The 15,097-nt window shown below is 64.4% G+C and carries 13 protein-coding genes; 9 read left to right on the top strand and 4 right to left on the bottom strand.

Features of this window, described 5'->3' with window-relative positions; genetic code table 11:
* Positions 1-50 precede the first annotated feature (50 nt).
* Positions 51-926 carry a class III extradiol ring-cleavage dioxygenase gene (locus tag IGS60_RS09125; protein ID WP_230503881.1) on the top strand — a complete coding sequence of 292 codons (876 nt, stop codon included), beginning with the start codon at positions 51-53 and terminating at the stop codon, positions 924-926.
* A 163-nt stretch (positions 927-1,089) separates the two neighbouring features.
* On the opposite strand, the gene ylqF is transcribed toward IGS60_RS09125, so the two are convergent.
* On the bottom strand, positions 1,090-2,037 hold the full coding sequence (gene ylqF / locus IGS60_RS09120) for a ribosome biogenesis GTPase YlqF (protein ID WP_268993995.1): 948 nt from the start codon (positions 2,035-2,037) through the stop codon (positions 1,090-1,092).
* Between the two features lie 201 nt (positions 2,038-2,238).
* Between ylqF and IGS60_RS09115 the strand changes: the two genes are divergently transcribed.
* Together IGS60_RS09115 and IGS60_RS09110 are read left to right on the top strand one after the other, a co-directional pair.
* Positions 2,239-3,036 (top strand): hypothetical protein, encoded by a 798-nt coding sequence (locus IGS60_RS09115; RefSeq protein ID WP_230503879.1) that lies wholly within the window; start codon positions 2,239-2,241, stop codon positions 3,034-3,036.
* Between the two features lie 158 nt (positions 3,037-3,194).
* Positions 3,195-3,521 (top strand): hypothetical protein, encoded by a 327-nt coding sequence (locus IGS60_RS09110; protein ID WP_070219412.1) that lies wholly within the window; start codon positions 3,195-3,197, stop codon positions 3,519-3,521.
* Positions 3,522-3,533: 12 nt separating this feature from the next.
* Here IGS60_RS09110 and IGS60_RS09105 read toward each other — a convergent pair whose 3' ends face one another.
* Entirely contained in the window at positions 3,534-4,460 is a 927-nt protein-coding gene (locus IGS60_RS09105; protein ID WP_070219411.1) for a histone deacetylase family protein, read from the bottom strand.
* Positions 4,461-4,686: 226 nt separating this feature from the next.
* Here IGS60_RS09105 and IGS60_RS09100 point away from each other — a divergent pair, with 226 nt between their 5' ends.
* The 5 genes from IGS60_RS09100 (at position 4,687) to IGS60_RS09080 (ending at position 10,530) form a co-directional block, all read left to right on the top strand.
* Complete coding sequence (locus IGS60_RS09100) at positions 4,687-5,595, top strand: MoxR family ATPase (protein ID WP_070219410.1); 909 nt, start codon at positions 4,687-4,689, stop codon at positions 5,593-5,595.
* Between the two features lie 5 nt (positions 5,596-5,600).
* Positions 5,601-6,587, top strand: coding sequence for a DUF58 domain-containing protein (locus tag IGS60_RS09095; protein WP_230503877.1), 987 nt, complete (start codon positions 5,601-5,603; stop codon positions 6,585-6,587).
* Positions 6,584-8,605, top strand: coding sequence for a DUF3488 and transglutaminase-like domain-containing protein (locus tag IGS60_RS09090; protein ID WP_230503875.1), 2,022 nt, complete (start codon positions 6,584-6,586; stop codon positions 8,603-8,605). Before IGS60_RS09095 ends, IGS60_RS09090 begins: the two co-directional genes overlap by 4 nt.
* A gap of 8 nt (positions 8,606-8,613) precedes the next feature.
* Positions 8,614-9,759: a lytic murein transglycosylase B gene (gene mltB / locus IGS60_RS09085; protein ID WP_230503873.1), complete on the top strand. Its 1,146-nt coding sequence runs from the start codon at positions 8,614-8,616 to the stop codon at positions 9,757-9,759.
* A 438-nt stretch (positions 9,760-10,197) separates the two neighbouring features.
* A complete protein-coding gene (locus IGS60_RS09080) occupies positions 10,198-10,530 on the top strand; it encodes a hypothetical protein (RefSeq protein ID WP_034751784.1) in 333 nt (110 codons plus the stop codon).
* Between the two features lie 99 nt (positions 10,531-10,629).
* On the opposite strand, the gene cysM is transcribed toward IGS60_RS09080, so the two are convergent.
* Entirely contained in the window at positions 10,630-11,532 is a 903-nt protein-coding gene (gene cysM / locus IGS60_RS09075) for a cysteine synthase CysM (protein ID WP_035825682.1), read from the bottom strand.
* A gap of 252 nt (positions 11,533-11,784) precedes the next feature.
* On the opposite strand from cysM, the gene IGS60_RS09070 reads away from it, so the two are divergent.
* Entirely contained in the window at positions 11,785-13,554 is a 1,770-nt protein-coding gene (locus IGS60_RS09070; RefSeq protein WP_230503871.1) for an FAD-dependent oxidoreductase, read from the top strand.
* On the opposite strand, the gene IGS60_RS09065 is transcribed toward IGS60_RS09070, so the two are convergent.
* Entirely contained in the window at positions 13,551-14,915 is a 1,365-nt protein-coding gene (locus tag IGS60_RS09065) for a M20/M25/M40 family metallo-hydrolase (RefSeq protein ID WP_230503869.1), read from the bottom strand. The genes IGS60_RS09070 and IGS60_RS09065 overlap by 4 nt on opposite strands.
* Positions 14,916-15,097: the final 182 nt, after the last annotated feature.

The following is a 15,097-nucleotide window of genomic DNA, read 5'->3' as shown; positions in this document are numbered from 1 at the left end:
CCGCGCATGACTATCATCGATAGCATCAGTCATTCCACTGCGGAGCCGCCATGCAAGAGCACACCTTCCCCACCTATTTCCTGTCGCACGGCGGCGGCCCTTGGCCGTTCATGAAAGACCAGTTCGGCGGCCGCTACGACGTGCTGGAAGCGTCGCTGCAGGATATCCCGCGCCAGATCGGCGCGCGCCCGAAAGCCGTGCTGGTCGTGACGGCGCACTGGGAAGGGCCGCAGTTTCTCGTCTCGGCCAGCCCCAAGCCGGGCATGATCTACGATTATTCGGGCTTTCCGCCGCACACCTATCAAATCCAGTACCCGGCACCGGGCGCGCCGGCACTGGCGGCGCAGGTAAAACAGTTGCTCGATGCGGCCGGCCGTCCGGCACGCCTCGACCACGAGCGCGGTTTCGACCATGGCACCTTCAGCGCCCTGTTCCCCATCTACCCGCAGGCGGACGTACCGCTGGTGCAACTGTCACTGAAACACGGCTACGACCCGCTGACGCACGTCGAGGTGGGCCGCGCGCTGGCCGGCCTGCGCCGGCAAGGCGTGCTGATCGTCGGCAGCGGCCTGAGTTACCATAACCTGCGCCAGTTCGGCCAGGCGGGCGCCGTCGCCTCGCATCAGTTCGACGCGTGGCTGCGCCAGACGATGGCCTTGCCGCCGGCACAGCGGCTGGAACAGTTGCTGGCCTGGGACCGGGCGCCCGGCGCGCGCCAGGCCCATCCGCAGGAAGACCATCTGCTGCCGCTGATGGTGGCGCTCGGCGCGGCCGAGCAGGAAGCGGCCCACGTCGTCTACCACGAAGAGGATTTCTTTGGGGCGCTGGCCGTGACCAGTTTCAGGTTCGGGGCGGCGAGCGGAAATGAGCAGCAAGCCGGGGTCAGACCCTCAACACCGCTAACGGCTGGTTCAGCGTCAACGTAACCGGGGGTCTGACCCCAGAATTTGCTTTGGAGTGAATTCGGAAGCCGGGGTCAGACGGGGACGCCGAGTCCCGCAACACCGCCAACGGCAGGTTCGACGCCTACGTCACCGGGGGTCTGACCCCAGAATTTAAAAAAGCCGCTAGCTAGCGGCTTTTGTTTCATTACGTGCCGCGCTTGCCCCGCGCCGCATTCTTCGCCTTTTCAGCGGCAATTTCCGCCGCCTTCGCCGCTTTTTCCGCCATTTCGGCCGCATGCTGGGCCATCAGGGCCGCGCGCGTGTCCGGCGTTTCCAGCGAGATGCGGCCCAGGATGCCGCTGCGGTAGTCGAGCAGCAGGGTGTGCGACGCTTTCTCGAAATCGTAGTCGCCGCCCTTGATGCGGAAGCCGCGTTTGGCGGCGATGCCCTCGACCACGCCGATGGCGTCGACTTCGCCGATCTTGGTGCCGTAGCGGGTTGCCAGCAAGTCGGGGTAGCGCTTGAGCAATTCCTCGGCCAGGAAGACGGCCACTTCATCTTCGATCAGCGCGTTCGAGCCGATCGCGTGGCTGGCCGCCAGCATCAGGCCGTCGCTGGGGATGGCGATCTTCGGCCACAGCATGCCTGGCGTGTCGACGAGAATGGTGTTCTTGTCCAGGTACAGCTTTTGCTGCATTTTCGTCACGGCCGGCTCGTCGCCGACCTTGGCCACGCGTTTTTTCAGCAGCGCGTTCATCAGCGTCGACTTGCCCACGTTGGGAATACCCATGATCATGATGCGCAGCGGCTTGGTCGGCACGCCGCGGTGCGGCGCCAGCGACTTGGCCAGGTCCGGGATGCGCGCCACGTCGCCCGGCTTCTTGGTCGTCATCGCATACGCGGTCACGCCTTCCTGGGCATTGAAATAGGCCACCCAGGCGGCGGTGGCGGCAGGGTCGGCCAGGTCGGTCTTGTTGAGGATTTTCAGGCAAGGGCGCTGGCGGAACAGGCGCAGCTCGTCCACCATGGGATTGCAGCTGGCTGCCGGCAGGCGCGCGTCCACCACTTCAATCACCAGATCGGTGTTTTCCATGGTTTCGGCCGCTTTCTTGCGGGCCGCGTTCATGTGTCCTGGGTACCATTGTATCGCCATGCTCTTGCTTTCAAAATCGTTCGGTCAATCCGCTATTTTACGTGGTTGCCGCCGCGACGTCCCATTTTCCGCCGCCAGCGCCAGCCGTGCGACGCGAACGAGACAATTGGTGATAATTTGGCAGTTACACGAATGATAAGATCCGCAGTCCGTCCAGCCTGGCCGGTTTCCACATTGCAAGTACAACCTGGCACGCATTCCATGCATCTTCCCCGTTTTTTCCTCCTCGTCCCCCTTTGCGCCTGTCTGCTGCCCGCCATGGCCCAGGAACAAGCGGCGGCGCCAGGCGACGCAGCGAACCAGGAAATACAACAGATTGTCGACGTGCAAGGCACGCGCGATCCCGACCTGCGCCCCTACCGCACCATGCTCAAGGGACTCGACGCGTACGCCGACTACCAGCGCCTGGCGCCAGGCGCGCCGCTGCGCTTCATGCTGATCCCCGCCACGCCGAAGGCCAGGCTCGAAGGCGTGACCCTGCACCTGTCGGCCGACAATCTGTCCATCCCCGTGCCGCTGGCAGCGGACGGCGGTTTCACCTTGACGCGCGACAAGACCGCCTACGATGCAAATGCCGACCTGGTCAGCAACAAGAAGCGCGACACCGTGCGCTGGCGCGCCGACATTCACACGCCGGGCCTGCCCCAGAACGTGCGCCGCCTGGGCGACTTGCGTCTGGAATGCGAAATCCGCTGGGCCGTCGAGCAGGATGACCTGCCGTTTGTGCGGCGCAACCTGTTCCGTCTGGCGGGCGGGCCTTGCCACTCGTCGCTGATCCACGTGCCCTTTCCCGTATTCCGCAAGCTGCTTGCCGTGCAGGCGCGCTCGGGCGAGCGCACGCTGGACATCCGCATCACGGAAGACCGCCAGCGCTACGTGCCGCCGCTGCATGACGTGAGCTGGGACGACAATACCCTGCTGACCCTCACGTATGCCGATGACGGCAACATGACGGAAGCCGCCCCGGCACCACCCAAGAAGGCGGCGCTGCGCCAGTGATACGCGCGCGGGAACCGGGTCAAATATTTCTACGCGGACTTTTATATTTACTGAAAGAAACAAAAAAGTATGCTCTAATATCGCCTCTTAAATGAAAAGCAATGTTTTCCGGACTGGCTGGCACAGGCGCACGGAGACAGGCGATGGGATAGCTCGATATGATGATGGAACACACTGGCATGGCGCCCAAGCGCGTGCCGCGCAATGACTGGAAGAAGGAATGCCGGCAGCTGCAGGGGCAAGTGGCGCAGCTCGAGGAGCGCTTGAAACGTCAGAGCGCCGACAGTTATGGCTTGCAAATGCTGTATGACCAACTGGTCAATGAAATCAAGCACCACCGCGACATGTTGCAGCTCGACAGCTTCGATGCGGATAAATCATCGCTTGTCTACACGCAAGCATGGCGCCGCTTCATGGCCGGCGACGCGCTCGACTATCAGACCCACCGCCACACGCATTCCAGCCGCCGTCCCACCTTGCTGTAGTGCGCTGCGCCGTTACAGTTCCGCCAGCGCCTTCACGTGCGCCGCCACGCTGCGGCCCAGGGACGACAGGTTGTAGCCCCCTTCGAGACAGCTGACGATGCGGCCCTTGCCATACTGATGGGCCACGGCCATCATCTGCTGCGTCATCCATGTGTAGTCGGCCTCCACCAGGCCCATGCCGCCCACGTCGTCTTCGCGGTGGGCATCGAAACCGGCGGAAATGAAAATCATCTGCGGCTGTTGCCGGTGCAGCGCCGGCAGCCAGTGGTCGAGCACCAGCTGGCGCACGGCATCGCCCTTCGAGCGGGCCGGCACGGGCACGTTGACGCGCGTGTCGGTGTAGGATTCGACATCGCTGTACGGATAGAACGGGTGCTGGAAAAAACTCACCATCAGGATGCGCGGGTCGTGCGCCACGGACTCGGCCGTGCCATTGCCATGGTGCACGTCGAAGTCGACGATGGCAACGCGCTCGAGGCCACGCACGTCGAGCGCATGCTTGGCGGCGATGGCGACATTATTGAACAGGCAGAAACCCATCGGTTCGCTGGGCCGCGCATGGTGGCCGGGCGGGCGGATCGCGCAGAAGGCGTTGCTGATCTCGCCATCGATGACGGCATCCGTGGCTGCCACGGCCGAGCCGGCCGCAGCCAGTGCCGCCTCATAGCTGTGCGCATTGAGCAGGGTGTCGCCGTCGAGCGGATAGTAGTCGCCCTCCTGCGGCACATTGTCGCGCACCAGGCCGATGGCCGTGGCGCTGTGGTTGCGCTCGATATCGGACAATTGCGCGCGCACGCCGTCACGGTGCTCGACCAGGTCGCTGATGTGCGCGAGGATCAATTGATCGTTGATGGCCTGCAAGCGGGCCGGTGATTCTGGGTGCCAGTCGCCCATTTCATGGCGCTGGCAATCGGGATGGGTATAAATGGCTGTGCTCATGCGCTGTACTGGTTACCTCTGTCTCTGTCCATTCTCCGGGAACACTGCATGGCATTCCTGTTCGCCCTGCGCGTTCTCGCATAAAATCACTGGCTGGTCTGTGCCGCCCTTGCCGTCCTTGCTGCCTCTCTAATCTACCACGTGCGCGCAACGGGCGGGCGGCACGACTTGACCTGTCCAAAGCGATTGTAAATTAAATAATCCGACTTACTGTGATAGAAATAGCATGTTTTCGAAAATACACCAGGCCGCACAGCAGATCGGCGAAGTTCTCGTCGGCAAACACTTGCAGATCCGCCAGGCCCTCGCCTGCGTGCTGGCCGGCGGCCACCTGCTGATCGAAGACGTGCCCGGCGTGGGCAAGACAACCCTGGCCCACGCGCTGGCCATCTCGCTGGGCCTGCAATGGAAGCGCCAGCAATTCACCAGCGACCTGCTGCCCGCCGATGTGGCCGGCATGAGCGTGTATGACCGGGGCAGCGGCAGCTTCCTCTTTCATCCCGGCCCCCTGTTCACACAAGTGCTGCTGGCCGACGAGATCAACCGCGCCACGCCGAAGACGCAATCGGGCCTGCTCGAAGCGATGGAAGAGCGGCAAGTGACGCTCGATGGCGTCACGCATGCGCTGCCGCAGCCGTTTTTCGTCATCGCCACACAGAACTGCGCGCACCAGCTGGGCACCTTCCCCCTGCCCGAATCGCAGCTCGACCGTTTTCTCATGTGCGTCACCCTGGGCTACCCCGATGCGGCCGCCGAACGGGCGCTGCTGCTGGGCGCCGACCGCCGCGCCATGCTGCACACCTTGCCTGCCGTCATGAACGCGGAAGAATTGCTGCAGGCGCAAGCGGGCCTGCGCGCCATCCACGCCTCGGCCGCCGTCGTCGACTACGTGCTGGCCCTCGTGCATGCCACGCGCGCGCCGGGCGTGTTTGCCGATGGCCTGAGCCCACGCGCCGCATTGGCACTGCTGCAGGCGGCGCGCGCCTGGGCCGCGCTGGCCGGACGCGACCACGTCACGCCCGACGATGTGCAAGCCGTGCTGCTGCCCGTCTGCGCCCACCGCCTGCATGCGGCGCAAGGCTCGCTGGATAGCCGCGCGCTGCTGCAGCACATGCTGTTGAGCATTCCCGTCTGAGCGGCATGCGCTGGCGCAATATCTCTTGGCTGCCGGCGCGTCCCTGGCTGGGCGCGCAGCGCGTGCACATCCGCCCTTCGCGCGCGGGCCTGGCGTTTGCCGCGCTGCTGCTGGCGCTGTGGATCGCCGCCGTCAATTACCGCCTGGGCCTCGGTTATGCGCTCACGTATTTCGCCGCCGCCTGCGCCATCGCCGACATGCTGTTTGCCAGCCGCAACCTGGCGGGCCTGGCGCTGGCCGCCACGCCGGGCAGCCCCGTGTTCGCGGGCAGCCACGCCTTGTTCACCTTGCACCTGATCAACCGCAGCGCGCGCCCGCGCCATGCGATCCACCTTGCCATCAGCGGTGTAGAGGCAGCGCCCAGCCTGGCCGACATCGCCGCCCACGGGGAAACAGCCGTCAGCATCGTCGTGGCGGCGCGGCAACGCGGATGGCTCGATGCACCCTCCGTGCGCCTGTCCGGCAGTTTTCCGCTGGGCCTGTTTGTGGCATGGTGCCACTGGCAGCCCGACGCGCGCGTGCTCGTGTATCCGCAGCCAGAACAGGGCGCGCCGCCGCTGCCCTTGCCTGCCTTCACGGTGCGGCCGGCAAAGCAGGCATGGCAGCCAGACCCGCCCGATGGCACCCTGGAACTGGCCGGCGTGCGCGCCTACCGGCCCGGCGACCCTTTGCACCGCCTGGCCTGGCGCCAGATCGCCCGCCACGACGGCGAGCACGTATTCAGCAAGCAATTCCAGCCTGCCGCCGGCGCGCCGGCAGGCGCATCCCATGGCAGCATCGTGTTCGAGCACGCCTCGCTGCACGCGCTGGCGCCGGAAGCGCGCCTGTCGCGCCTGGCCGCCTGGGTGCTGCAGGCGGAACGCACGGGCTTGTCATATGGCTTGCGCCTGGGCGCGCTGACCTTGGCGCCGGCCCTGGGCGCCAGCCAGCGCGACGCCTGTTTGCGCGCACTGGCCCTGCACGACTCACCTCCCAGCAAGGAGTCAACATGATCCGCTGGTTCAACAGCTTGCCGCGCGAGAAAGCCGACATTGTGCTGCTGTTGCTGGCGGCCGCCATGGTGCTGGCGCCGCACGCGCTGCACCTGCCCCCATGGCTGTCGATGGCAAGCGCCGCCCTGCTGCTGTGGCGCGCCGTCATTACCGTGCGGGGCAGGCGCCAGCCGCAGCTAACCCTGCTTGCGCCGCTGGCCCTGTTCGGCATCGCCGGCGTCTACGCCAGCTATGGCACCGTGCTGGGACGCGATCCCGGCGTGGCCATGCTGGCCCTGCTGCTGGCCTTGAAGTCGCTGGAAATGCATGGCCGGCGCGACATCTTCGTCTTCGTCTTCCTCAGTTTTTTCCTTCTGCTGGCGAACTTTTTCCATACGCAAGGCATCCTCAGCGCTGCCTGGATGCTGGCCACCGTCATCGTCCTGCTGGCCGCCCTGCTGTCGGCCCAGTACGGCGCCGTGCAGCCCCGCCTGGCGCAACGGTTAAATTTGCTGGGACGCATGCTGGCACTTGCCGTCCCCCTGTCGGCCGTCATGTTTCTTGCCGTGCCGCGCGTCGACGGCCCCCTGTGGGGCGCCGCACCAGAAGACGCGCAGGCACGCACGGGCTTGTCCGACAGCATGCAGCCGGGCGCCATCGCCTCGCTGGTCCTGTCAAGCGACCCTGTCTTTACGGCCCGTTTCAGCACGCCGCTCCCGCCGCAAGACCAGCTGTATTGGCGCGGCGTGGTGCTGGGCGACTTCGATGGCGCCACCTGGACGCGCAGGGGCGCAAAGGGGCGCGCGCCTGCCAGCGACAGCCGCATCGACATCGCGCTGCAAGGCCAGCCCAGCCAATACGAAGTCACCTTGCAGGCGAGCGGCCAGCGGCGCATCTTCGCGCTTGACGTGCCGCGCAGCATCGAACGCTTGCCCGGCAACCCGTATGTCGTGTCGTCGGCGCTGGAAGTGCTGACCATACAGCCCATTACTTCGACCGTGCGTTACCGCGCCAGTTCCCAAGCGCGCTACCGGCTGCAGGCCGGCTTGTCGGCCGCGCAGCAACAGCCATGGCTGGCCTTGCCCGCTGGCAGCAATCCGCGCAGCGTGGCCTGGGCCCGCGCCCTGCGCGGCCATAGCGCGCATGCGCTGGCGCCCGCCGACGCCGTCGCCGCCGTGCTCGAGCACTTCCGCCGCGCGCCCTTCCGCTACACCCTGCAGCCGCCGCTGCTGGGCAAGCATGGCGTCGACGACTTCCTGTTTCGCACGCAGTCGGGCTTCTGCGAACATTACGCGGGCAGCTTCGTCGTGCTGATGCGCGCCATGGGCATTCCCGCCCGCGTCGTCACCGGTTACCAGGGCGGCGCACGCAACAGTGACGGCGCCAGCCTGACGGTGCGCCAGTCCGACGCCCATGCCTGGAGCGAAGTGTGGCTGGCGGGCCGGGGCTGGGTGCGCATCGATCCCACGGGCGCCGTCGCGCCCCTGCGCACGGAGCGCAACCTCGACGCCGCCCTGCCGCCGCCCCCGTCGCCGCTGACGGCGTGGCGCGCCCTGGCCGGCCTCGACGGCGGCGCGCAAGGAGCGCTTGCCGCATGGCGCCAGCAATGGCAGCAGGCCGAGCACGCCTGGAGCAGCTGGGTGCTCGACACCACGCCGCAGCGCCAGCGCGCCATGCTCGATCACTTGAAAAACTTGCCAGCGAAGCAGCTGGCAGTCGCTTGCGCCGTGCTGGCCGTGCTGTCCGCCGTGGCCGGTGGACTGGTCTGGTGGCGGCAGGCGCGGCAAGGCGATCCGCTCGACCTCCTGTACGCGCAGTTTTGCCGCCAGCAGGCGCGGCGCGGCTACAGCCGTGCGCCGCATGAAGGTCCGCACGGTTATGCTGCACGGTTGGCCGCAGGCAAGGCCACACAAGAGGCGCACGCCGCCATCGCACAGTTTCTGGCAATCTATGCCGCGATGAAGTATGGTAATGCCCACCCAGACGAACAACTCCGCGCGCGGCGCAGCTTGCGCCGCCTGTTAACCCAATGCCGATGAGACGCTCCTTGTTACCGATCAAAACCTCCGCCCTGTCCCTGCTCCTCTCCCTTCCCCTGTGCCTGACGACCGCGCACGCTGGGGAAAACAGCCATATTTCCGCTGCCGACCGCGCCCGCGCCGTGCGCGCGGCCAAGGCCCCGCCTGCCAAGGCGACAGCCAAGAAAGCACCGGCAAAATTCGACTTCGAAGGCGAGTTTGTCGACTATGCCAACTGGAAAGAAGTACGCGCCTTCCTCGACGACATGTCCGCCAAGCATGGCTTTGACCGCGCCGGGCTCGATACCCTGATCGGCAAGGTGCGCTATGTCGAATCGACCGTGCAGCTGATGAAGCCGGCGCCGCCCGGCAAGCCGAAGAACTGGCAAGCGTACAGCGCCCGCTTCATCGAGCCGGTGCGCATCAATGCGGGCGTGAGATTCTGGGAAGAGAATGCGGAAGCGCTGGCGCGCGCCGAGCGCGAATATGGCGTGCCGGCCGAGATCATCGTCGGCATCATCGGCGTGGAAACCGTGTACGGACGCAATACGGGCCGTTTCCGCGTGCTCGACGCGCTGACGACCCTGGCGTTTTCCTATCCGGACAGTCCGACCCGCGCCGCGCGCATGGAATTTTTCAAGGGAGAACTGGAAAACGCGCTGTTGTACGCGCGCAAGGATGGCATCGATCCCTTGACCCTGCTCGGCTCGTATGCGGGTGCCATCGGCCTGCCTCAATTCATGCCCAGCAGCATCATGAAATATGCGGTGGACTTCGATGGCGATGGCCATATCGACCTGCGTAATTCCACGGCCGACGCCATCGGCAGCGTCGCGCATTTCCTCGTCGAACATGGCTGGCGGCGCGACGACCCGGCCATCAGCACGTATCCCGTCACCGTGTCGGCCAGCCGCACGTGGGAAAAGTTCGTCGGCCAGGGCTTGCAAGCCAAATACCGGCTGGGAGAATTGCAGGAAGCCGGCGTGAGTACCGTCGTGGCCACGCCCCAGAACATGTTGTTTGGCTTGATCGATTTACAAAATGGTTCAGAAGCAACTGAGTATCACTTGGCAACCAATAACTTCTTTGCTATAACTCAGTACAACAGAAGTTATTTTTATGCCATGTCAGTGATTGACCTGGGCAAGGCCATCAGTCAAGTGCGCGCACGCTAACCGAAAGTCAGTGTAAAGTTATAATATTACTTGTAAGAAAGCGTAAGCGATGTTGAAGCGACCGGCAAACAGGTCTATGGTGGGGCCGATAACATGTGCCAGCCTCGCTCGCCAGCCTTTGTGCGGCACGGGATGCAGTAGTGGTTTTATACTTAACTTTTGTCAAAGTACAATTTTTGCTCTATCATAGAGCATAATAAAGAATAAATAGGTGTTGCAGCTAGACAACACCGGTTCTGTACAAAGCAAGATTAGCGGGCTTTCCCGCCTGAAATTGAATCCTGTTGTACAATTGTGTATATATCATGAAAAACTGTATCCCGGATCGTACCGTGTGTGAATTCGTTCCTTTTAGTAAAGAATGAACATGAACGCAGCAAGAGCGAGCTCCGAGTGTTTTTTACTTTGCAGTGCAACTACAGAAGGAACAATAACATCATGACAAACCAAGTCGGCATTGATATGAACAGCGATTCGGACTCCGACGATCTGCTTCAGTACAACCCAAACAGACTGCTCGATACCCTGATCGAAAACCTGCGCCTGAAAAACGACGCAGCCCTGTCCCGCGCGCTGGAAGTGGCGCCACCGGTCATCAGTAAAATTCGCCACCACCGCCTGCCGGTCGGCGCATCGCTGTTGATCCGCATGCACGAAGTCAGCGACCTGAGCATCCGCGACCTGCGTTACCTGATGGGTGACCGTCGTAACAAATTCCGCATCAGCGACAAGCAATTCAAGCCAAAAGAAGGCGAAACGCCACAAGGCTGATCCTGCCAGTTCGCAGGTTTTCCCTCCCCGCCATGGGGAGGGGGTATTTCCAGCAGTTCTCAGGCCGTTCTGGCCGACCTCACTTCACATCCTTCCCCGTTACGCAGGGAAAACACCTGTGGACAGATATCTGTCGCCACGGTCGCAGACGACGAACACGATGGTCGCGTTTTCCACCGTTTGCGAGATGCGCAGCGCGATTTCGCACGCGCCGGCTGCCGAGATGCCGCAGAACAAGCCCTCTTCCGCCGCCAGGCTGCGCGCCATGCGCTCGGCCACGCCCTGGCTCACGTATTCCACCTGGTCGACGCGCGATTTGTCGTAAATTTTCGGCAAGTACGCTTCCGGCCACTTGCGGATGCCGGGAATCTGCGAGCCTTCCTCGGGCTGGGCGCCGATGATCTGGATGGCGGGATTTTGCTCCTTCAAATAGCGCGACACGCCCATGATGGTGCCCGTCGTACCCATGGCGCTGACGAAATGCGTGACCTGGCCATTGGTATCGCGCCAGATTTCCGGCCCCGTGCTTTCATAGTGGGCGCGCGAATTGTCTTCGTTGGCAAACTGGTCGAGGATGACGCCGCGGCCATCCTTCTGCATCTGCTCGGCCAGGTCGCGCGCATACTCCATGCCGCCCGTCTTCGGCGTCAATAAAATGTCGGCGCCGTAGGCGGCCATGCTCTGGCGGCGCTCCACGCTCAGATTGTCGGGCATCAGCAACAGCATCTTGTAACCGCGCAAGGCAGCGGCCATGGCCAGCGCGATGCCCGTATTGCCGCTGGTCGCCTCGATCAGGGTATCGCCGGGCTTGATGACGCCGCGCTCTTCAGCGCGCTTGAGCATGGACATGGCCGCGCGGTCCTTCACGGAGCCGGCCGGATTGTTGCCTTCCAGCTTGCCCAGGATGACGTTGTTGCGCGCGAGCGCATCGGCACCCGGCAAGCGCGTCAGTTGCACCAGCGGGGTATTGCCTATCGTATCTTCAAGTGTCTTGTAAGCCATCGTGTCTGTTTGAGTAGATTCAACAAAGACCCATTCTAATATGAGATGCTGGACGGCGTATCGCTGATCGGCGGCGGCATTCGGGCCCGCGCGCGCGCGCCGCTGCGCCGCCATTGGCCGCATGGCGCCTGCCGCCCCGCCATTTCCGGGCGTGCGCAAGGGGTATTGCGGCAGGCGCGCGCCGCATGCGCTAGACTCGCCACTGTTAGTTATTTTTGTTATTTGCTTATTCAGCCTCCGAACGGACCCGCCATGGCCAGCAGCACACCCGAATTCATTCCAGAAACGACGCAGGACGATCCCGTCCAGTTCGCCACGCTCGACTTGCAGGGCCGCAGCCACCAGATCTCGCCCGTTTTCAATGCGCTCGAACTGCAGCGCTTGCAGCGCTACGGCACGCGGCGGCGCTTTGCCGACGGCGAAACGCTGTTCGAAGCGGGCAGCAGCAGCTTCGGCATGCTGGTGATACTGTCCGGGCGGGTCAGCATCACGCGCCACGAAGTGCTGGGGCAGGCGTCCGTGCTGCGCGAAGTGGGCGTCGGCCACTTCATTGCCGAGGTGGCGCAATTGTCCGGCCGCCCTACCCTCGTCAATGGCAGCGCCGTGGGCGAGGTGGAATTGCTCGACATCAGTTCGGAATCCTTGCGCGCGCTGATCGTGGCCGAGGCGGAGATGGGTGAACGCATCGTGCGCGCCCTGATCCTGCGCCGCGTGGCGCTGATCGAATCGAATTCGGGCGGGCCCGTGCTGGTGGGCCCGCGCGGCAACGGTAATCTGTTCCATCTGCAAAGCTTTTTATCGAGCAATGGCCATCCGCACACGGTGCTCGATCCGGCCACCGATGCGGCCGCCGCCACGCTGGCCCAGCGCTACCAGCCCACGCCGCAGGAATGGCCGCTGGTGGTCTGTCCGGACGGCAAGATCATGAAGAATCCCGGCAATGCGGAACTGGGACGCTGCCTGGGCATGCTGCCCGATTTGTCCGGCGACAAACTCTTCGACGTGCTGGTGGTGGGCGCCGGTCCCGCCGGCCTGGCCACGGCCGTGTATGCGGCCTCGGAAGGGCTATCGGTGCTGGCGCTCGAGCAGCGCGCGTACGGCGGCCAGGCGGGTGCCAGCGCACGCATCGAAAATTATTTGGGCTTTCCTACCGGCATTTCCGGCCGCGCACTGGCAGGACGCGCCTACGTGCAGGCGCAAAAGTTCGGCGTCGAGATCGCCACCCCGGCCAGCGCCGCCAACTTGCTGTGCGACAGCTGGCCCCTGCGCGTCAAGCTGTGCGACGGCACGCAGGTGCGCGCCCGCACGGTGGTGCTGTCGTGCGGCGCGCGCTACCGCCGTCCCTCGCTGGCCAACCTGAAAACGTATGAGGGACGGGGCGTGTATTACTGGGCCTCGCCCATCGAAGCCAAGCTGTGCCGGCAGGAAGAGATCATTTTAGTCGGCGGCGGCAACTCGGCCGGCCAGGCCGCCGTGTTTCTCTCAAGCCACGCCGCAAAGGTCCACATGGTGATCCGCGGCGAGGGACTGGCGGCCAGCATGTCGAGCTATTTGATCGAGCGCATCGCCGCCACGCCCAATATCACCTTGCACACGCACACGGAAATCATCGCCCTCGAAGGCGACGACGACGGCTTGACGGAGGTGCGCTGGCGCAACAACCAGACGGGCAAGGAGTGCGATTGCGCCGTGCGCCGCGTATTCCTGTTTGTCGGCGCCGATCCGAACACGGACTGGCTGCACGACTGCGCCGTGGCCGTCGACGAGCAGGGTTTTATCCGCACGGGCTTCGACGTCACGCGCGCCGAATGCCGCGCCCACGGCCATGCCGCGCATTTAGCCTACCCGCCTCCGGACTTGCCGGAACGGGCCGCGCTGGAAACGAGCGTGCCGGGCGTGTTCGCCATCGGCGACGTGCGCGCCGGTTCCACCAAGCGCGTCGCTGCCGCCGTGGGCGAAGGCGCGGCCGTCGTTTCCCAGATTCACGGTTTCCTTGCCCGCTTGCCTGTCAACAGCGCCTAGCGCAAGGGCATGGGATACGTGGCCACGCTGACATTGCCGTCGCGGTCGATGGCCTGGACGCCAAAGAAATAGCTGTCTTTCGATAGCTTGACCTTGGCCTCGGTGACATTGCCCACATCCTGCGCGCCCTGCCACTGGTCGGCCGTCGTGGCGCGCCAGACGATGCGGTAGCCGGCCAGGTCCGGCTCCGTGTTCGGCTGCCACAACAGCGTGGTGGCGTTTTCCAGCTGGGCCGTGCGCACCTGCACGCCGGCGGGCGCGGCCGGCGCCAGGGCCAGCGAAGCGAGCGCCGCCGCATTCACGCGCGCCACTTTCGCCACGTAGTCATAGTCGACGAATTGCGGCAGGTCGCCATACTGCAGGCCATTTTCCACGCGCACATCCTGGTGCTGGTGAGCAAAATCCTCGTGCGGTTCCGTGAAACGCAGCGCCGCGTAGCCTTGTGCCAGAAACGGCATATGGTCGCCGCCGCGCAGGTAACGGTCGGCGCGCTGGATGACGTTGACCTTGAAACCGGGAACGTAGCGCTCGCCCACCTGTTTTACATGGCGCGCCAGCTGGCGCGAGAGCGAATCGTTTTCGCCGCCCGTCGCCACCAGGGCGCGCACGCCGTCGCTCATCTCCTTGACGGCCGGGATACCCTCGGCAAACAGCCGCACCTGGCCGCCATCGACGGTGCCGTCTTCCGCGCGCGAACTGCCGATGATGTCGTTATTGAGCATGCCGGCGATGTTGAGTTTATTCAACTTTGCCTGCTGCGCCCAATGGCCGGAACCCAACAAACCCTGTTCCTCGGCCGCCACGGCCATGAAGACGAGCGTGGCGTCGAACTGGTGGCGCGCCATCGCGCAAGCCATTTCAATGACGGCCGCCGTGCCCGAGGCGTCATCGTTGGCGCCGGGCGCGTCGCCCTGCGCATCCATCACGTCGGTGGCGCGCGAGTCATAATGGCCGCTGACGACATAGATGCGCCCGGCCGACTGCGGCTGGCTGCCCGGCAAGGTCGCCACCACGTTGACGATTTCCGTCGGCCGCGCAATGCGTTTCGACACGGGCGCCACATGGCTGTCGAACGCCACCTGCAGTCGTCCGCCCGCCTGCGCGCCGCAGCGCTCCAGCTCGGCCTTGATCCAGCGCCGGGCCGCGCCGATGCCGCGCGTGTCGGACACGGTATCGGACATGGTGTGGCGCGTCCCGAAACTGACCAGCTTGCGCACATGCGCCTCGATGCGCTGCGGCGAGATGTCGGCCACCACCTGCCGTATCTGCTGCTGCGCCGGGTCGGCGCCCGGCGCCGCCGCCACACTCGCCGACAGCATGGCTGCCGTCATTGCCGTCATTGCCGTCACAATCCCTGCCATGCCGCCGTCTCCCGATGATTGATTGAGCTGACCATTCTCGCATTTTTGACGGCAGGCAAGGATGTTCCAGGTCGAAAATCGTGCATTGTAGAAACTGCTACAATCGGCCACTCCCCCGTTCACGAAAGGCACGCATGCGCCAGACCGCCCTCCATCCCGCACGCCGCAGCATGCGCGCGGTC

Source organism: Janthinobacterium sp. FW305-128, assembly GCF_020858135.1.
GTDB lineage: Bacteria > Pseudomonadota > Gammaproteobacteria > Burkholderiales > Burkholderiaceae_D > Janthinobacterium.
The sequence above is the reverse complement of the archived record's forward strand: the minus strand, read 5'-3'. Positions and strand labels throughout refer to the sequence as shown.

Excerpts from the sequence above, each read along its gene's own strand:
- IGS60_RS09125 (WP_230503881.1), top strand. The coding sequence starts at position 51 with ATGCAAGAGCACACCTTCCCCACCTATTTCCTGTCGCACGGCGGCGGC.
- ylqF (WP_268993995.1), bottom strand. The coding sequence starts at position 2,037 with ATGGCGATACAATGGTACCCAGGACACATGAACGCGGCCCGCAAGAAA.
- IGS60_RS09115 (WP_230503879.1), top strand. The coding sequence starts at position 2,239 with ATGCATCTTCCCCGTTTTTTCCTCCTCGTCCCCCTTTGCGCCTGTCTG.
- IGS60_RS09110 (WP_070219412.1), top strand. The coding sequence starts at position 3,195 with ATGATGATGGAACACACTGGCATGGCGCCCAAGCGCGTGCCGCGCAAT.
- IGS60_RS09105 (WP_070219411.1), bottom strand. The coding sequence starts at position 4,460 with ATGAGCACAGCCATTTATACCCATCCCGATTGCCAGCGCCATGAAATG.
- IGS60_RS09100 (WP_070219410.1), top strand. The coding sequence starts at position 4,687 with ATGTTTTCGAAAATACACCAGGCCGCACAGCAGATCGGCGAAGTTCTC.
- IGS60_RS09095 (WP_230503877.1), top strand. The coding sequence starts at position 5,601 with ATGCGCTGGCGCAATATCTCTTGGCTGCCGGCGCGTCCCTGGCTGGGC.
- IGS60_RS09090 (WP_230503875.1), top strand. The coding sequence starts at position 6,584 with ATGATCCGCTGGTTCAACAGCTTGCCGCGCGAGAAAGCCGACATTGTG.
- IGS60_RS09080 (WP_034751784.1), top strand. The coding sequence starts at position 10,198 with ATGACAAACCAAGTCGGCATTGATATGAACAGCGATTCGGACTCCGAC.
- cysM (WP_035825682.1), bottom strand. The coding sequence starts at position 11,532 with ATGGCTTACAAGACACTTGAAGATACGATAGGCAATACCCCGCTGGTG.
- IGS60_RS09070 (WP_230503871.1), top strand. The coding sequence starts at position 11,785 with ATGGCCAGCAGCACACCCGAATTCATTCCAGAAACGACGCAGGACGAT.
- IGS60_RS09065 (WP_230503869.1), bottom strand. The coding sequence starts at position 14,915 with ATGGCAGGGATTGTGACGGCAATGACGGCAATGACGGCAGCCATGCTG.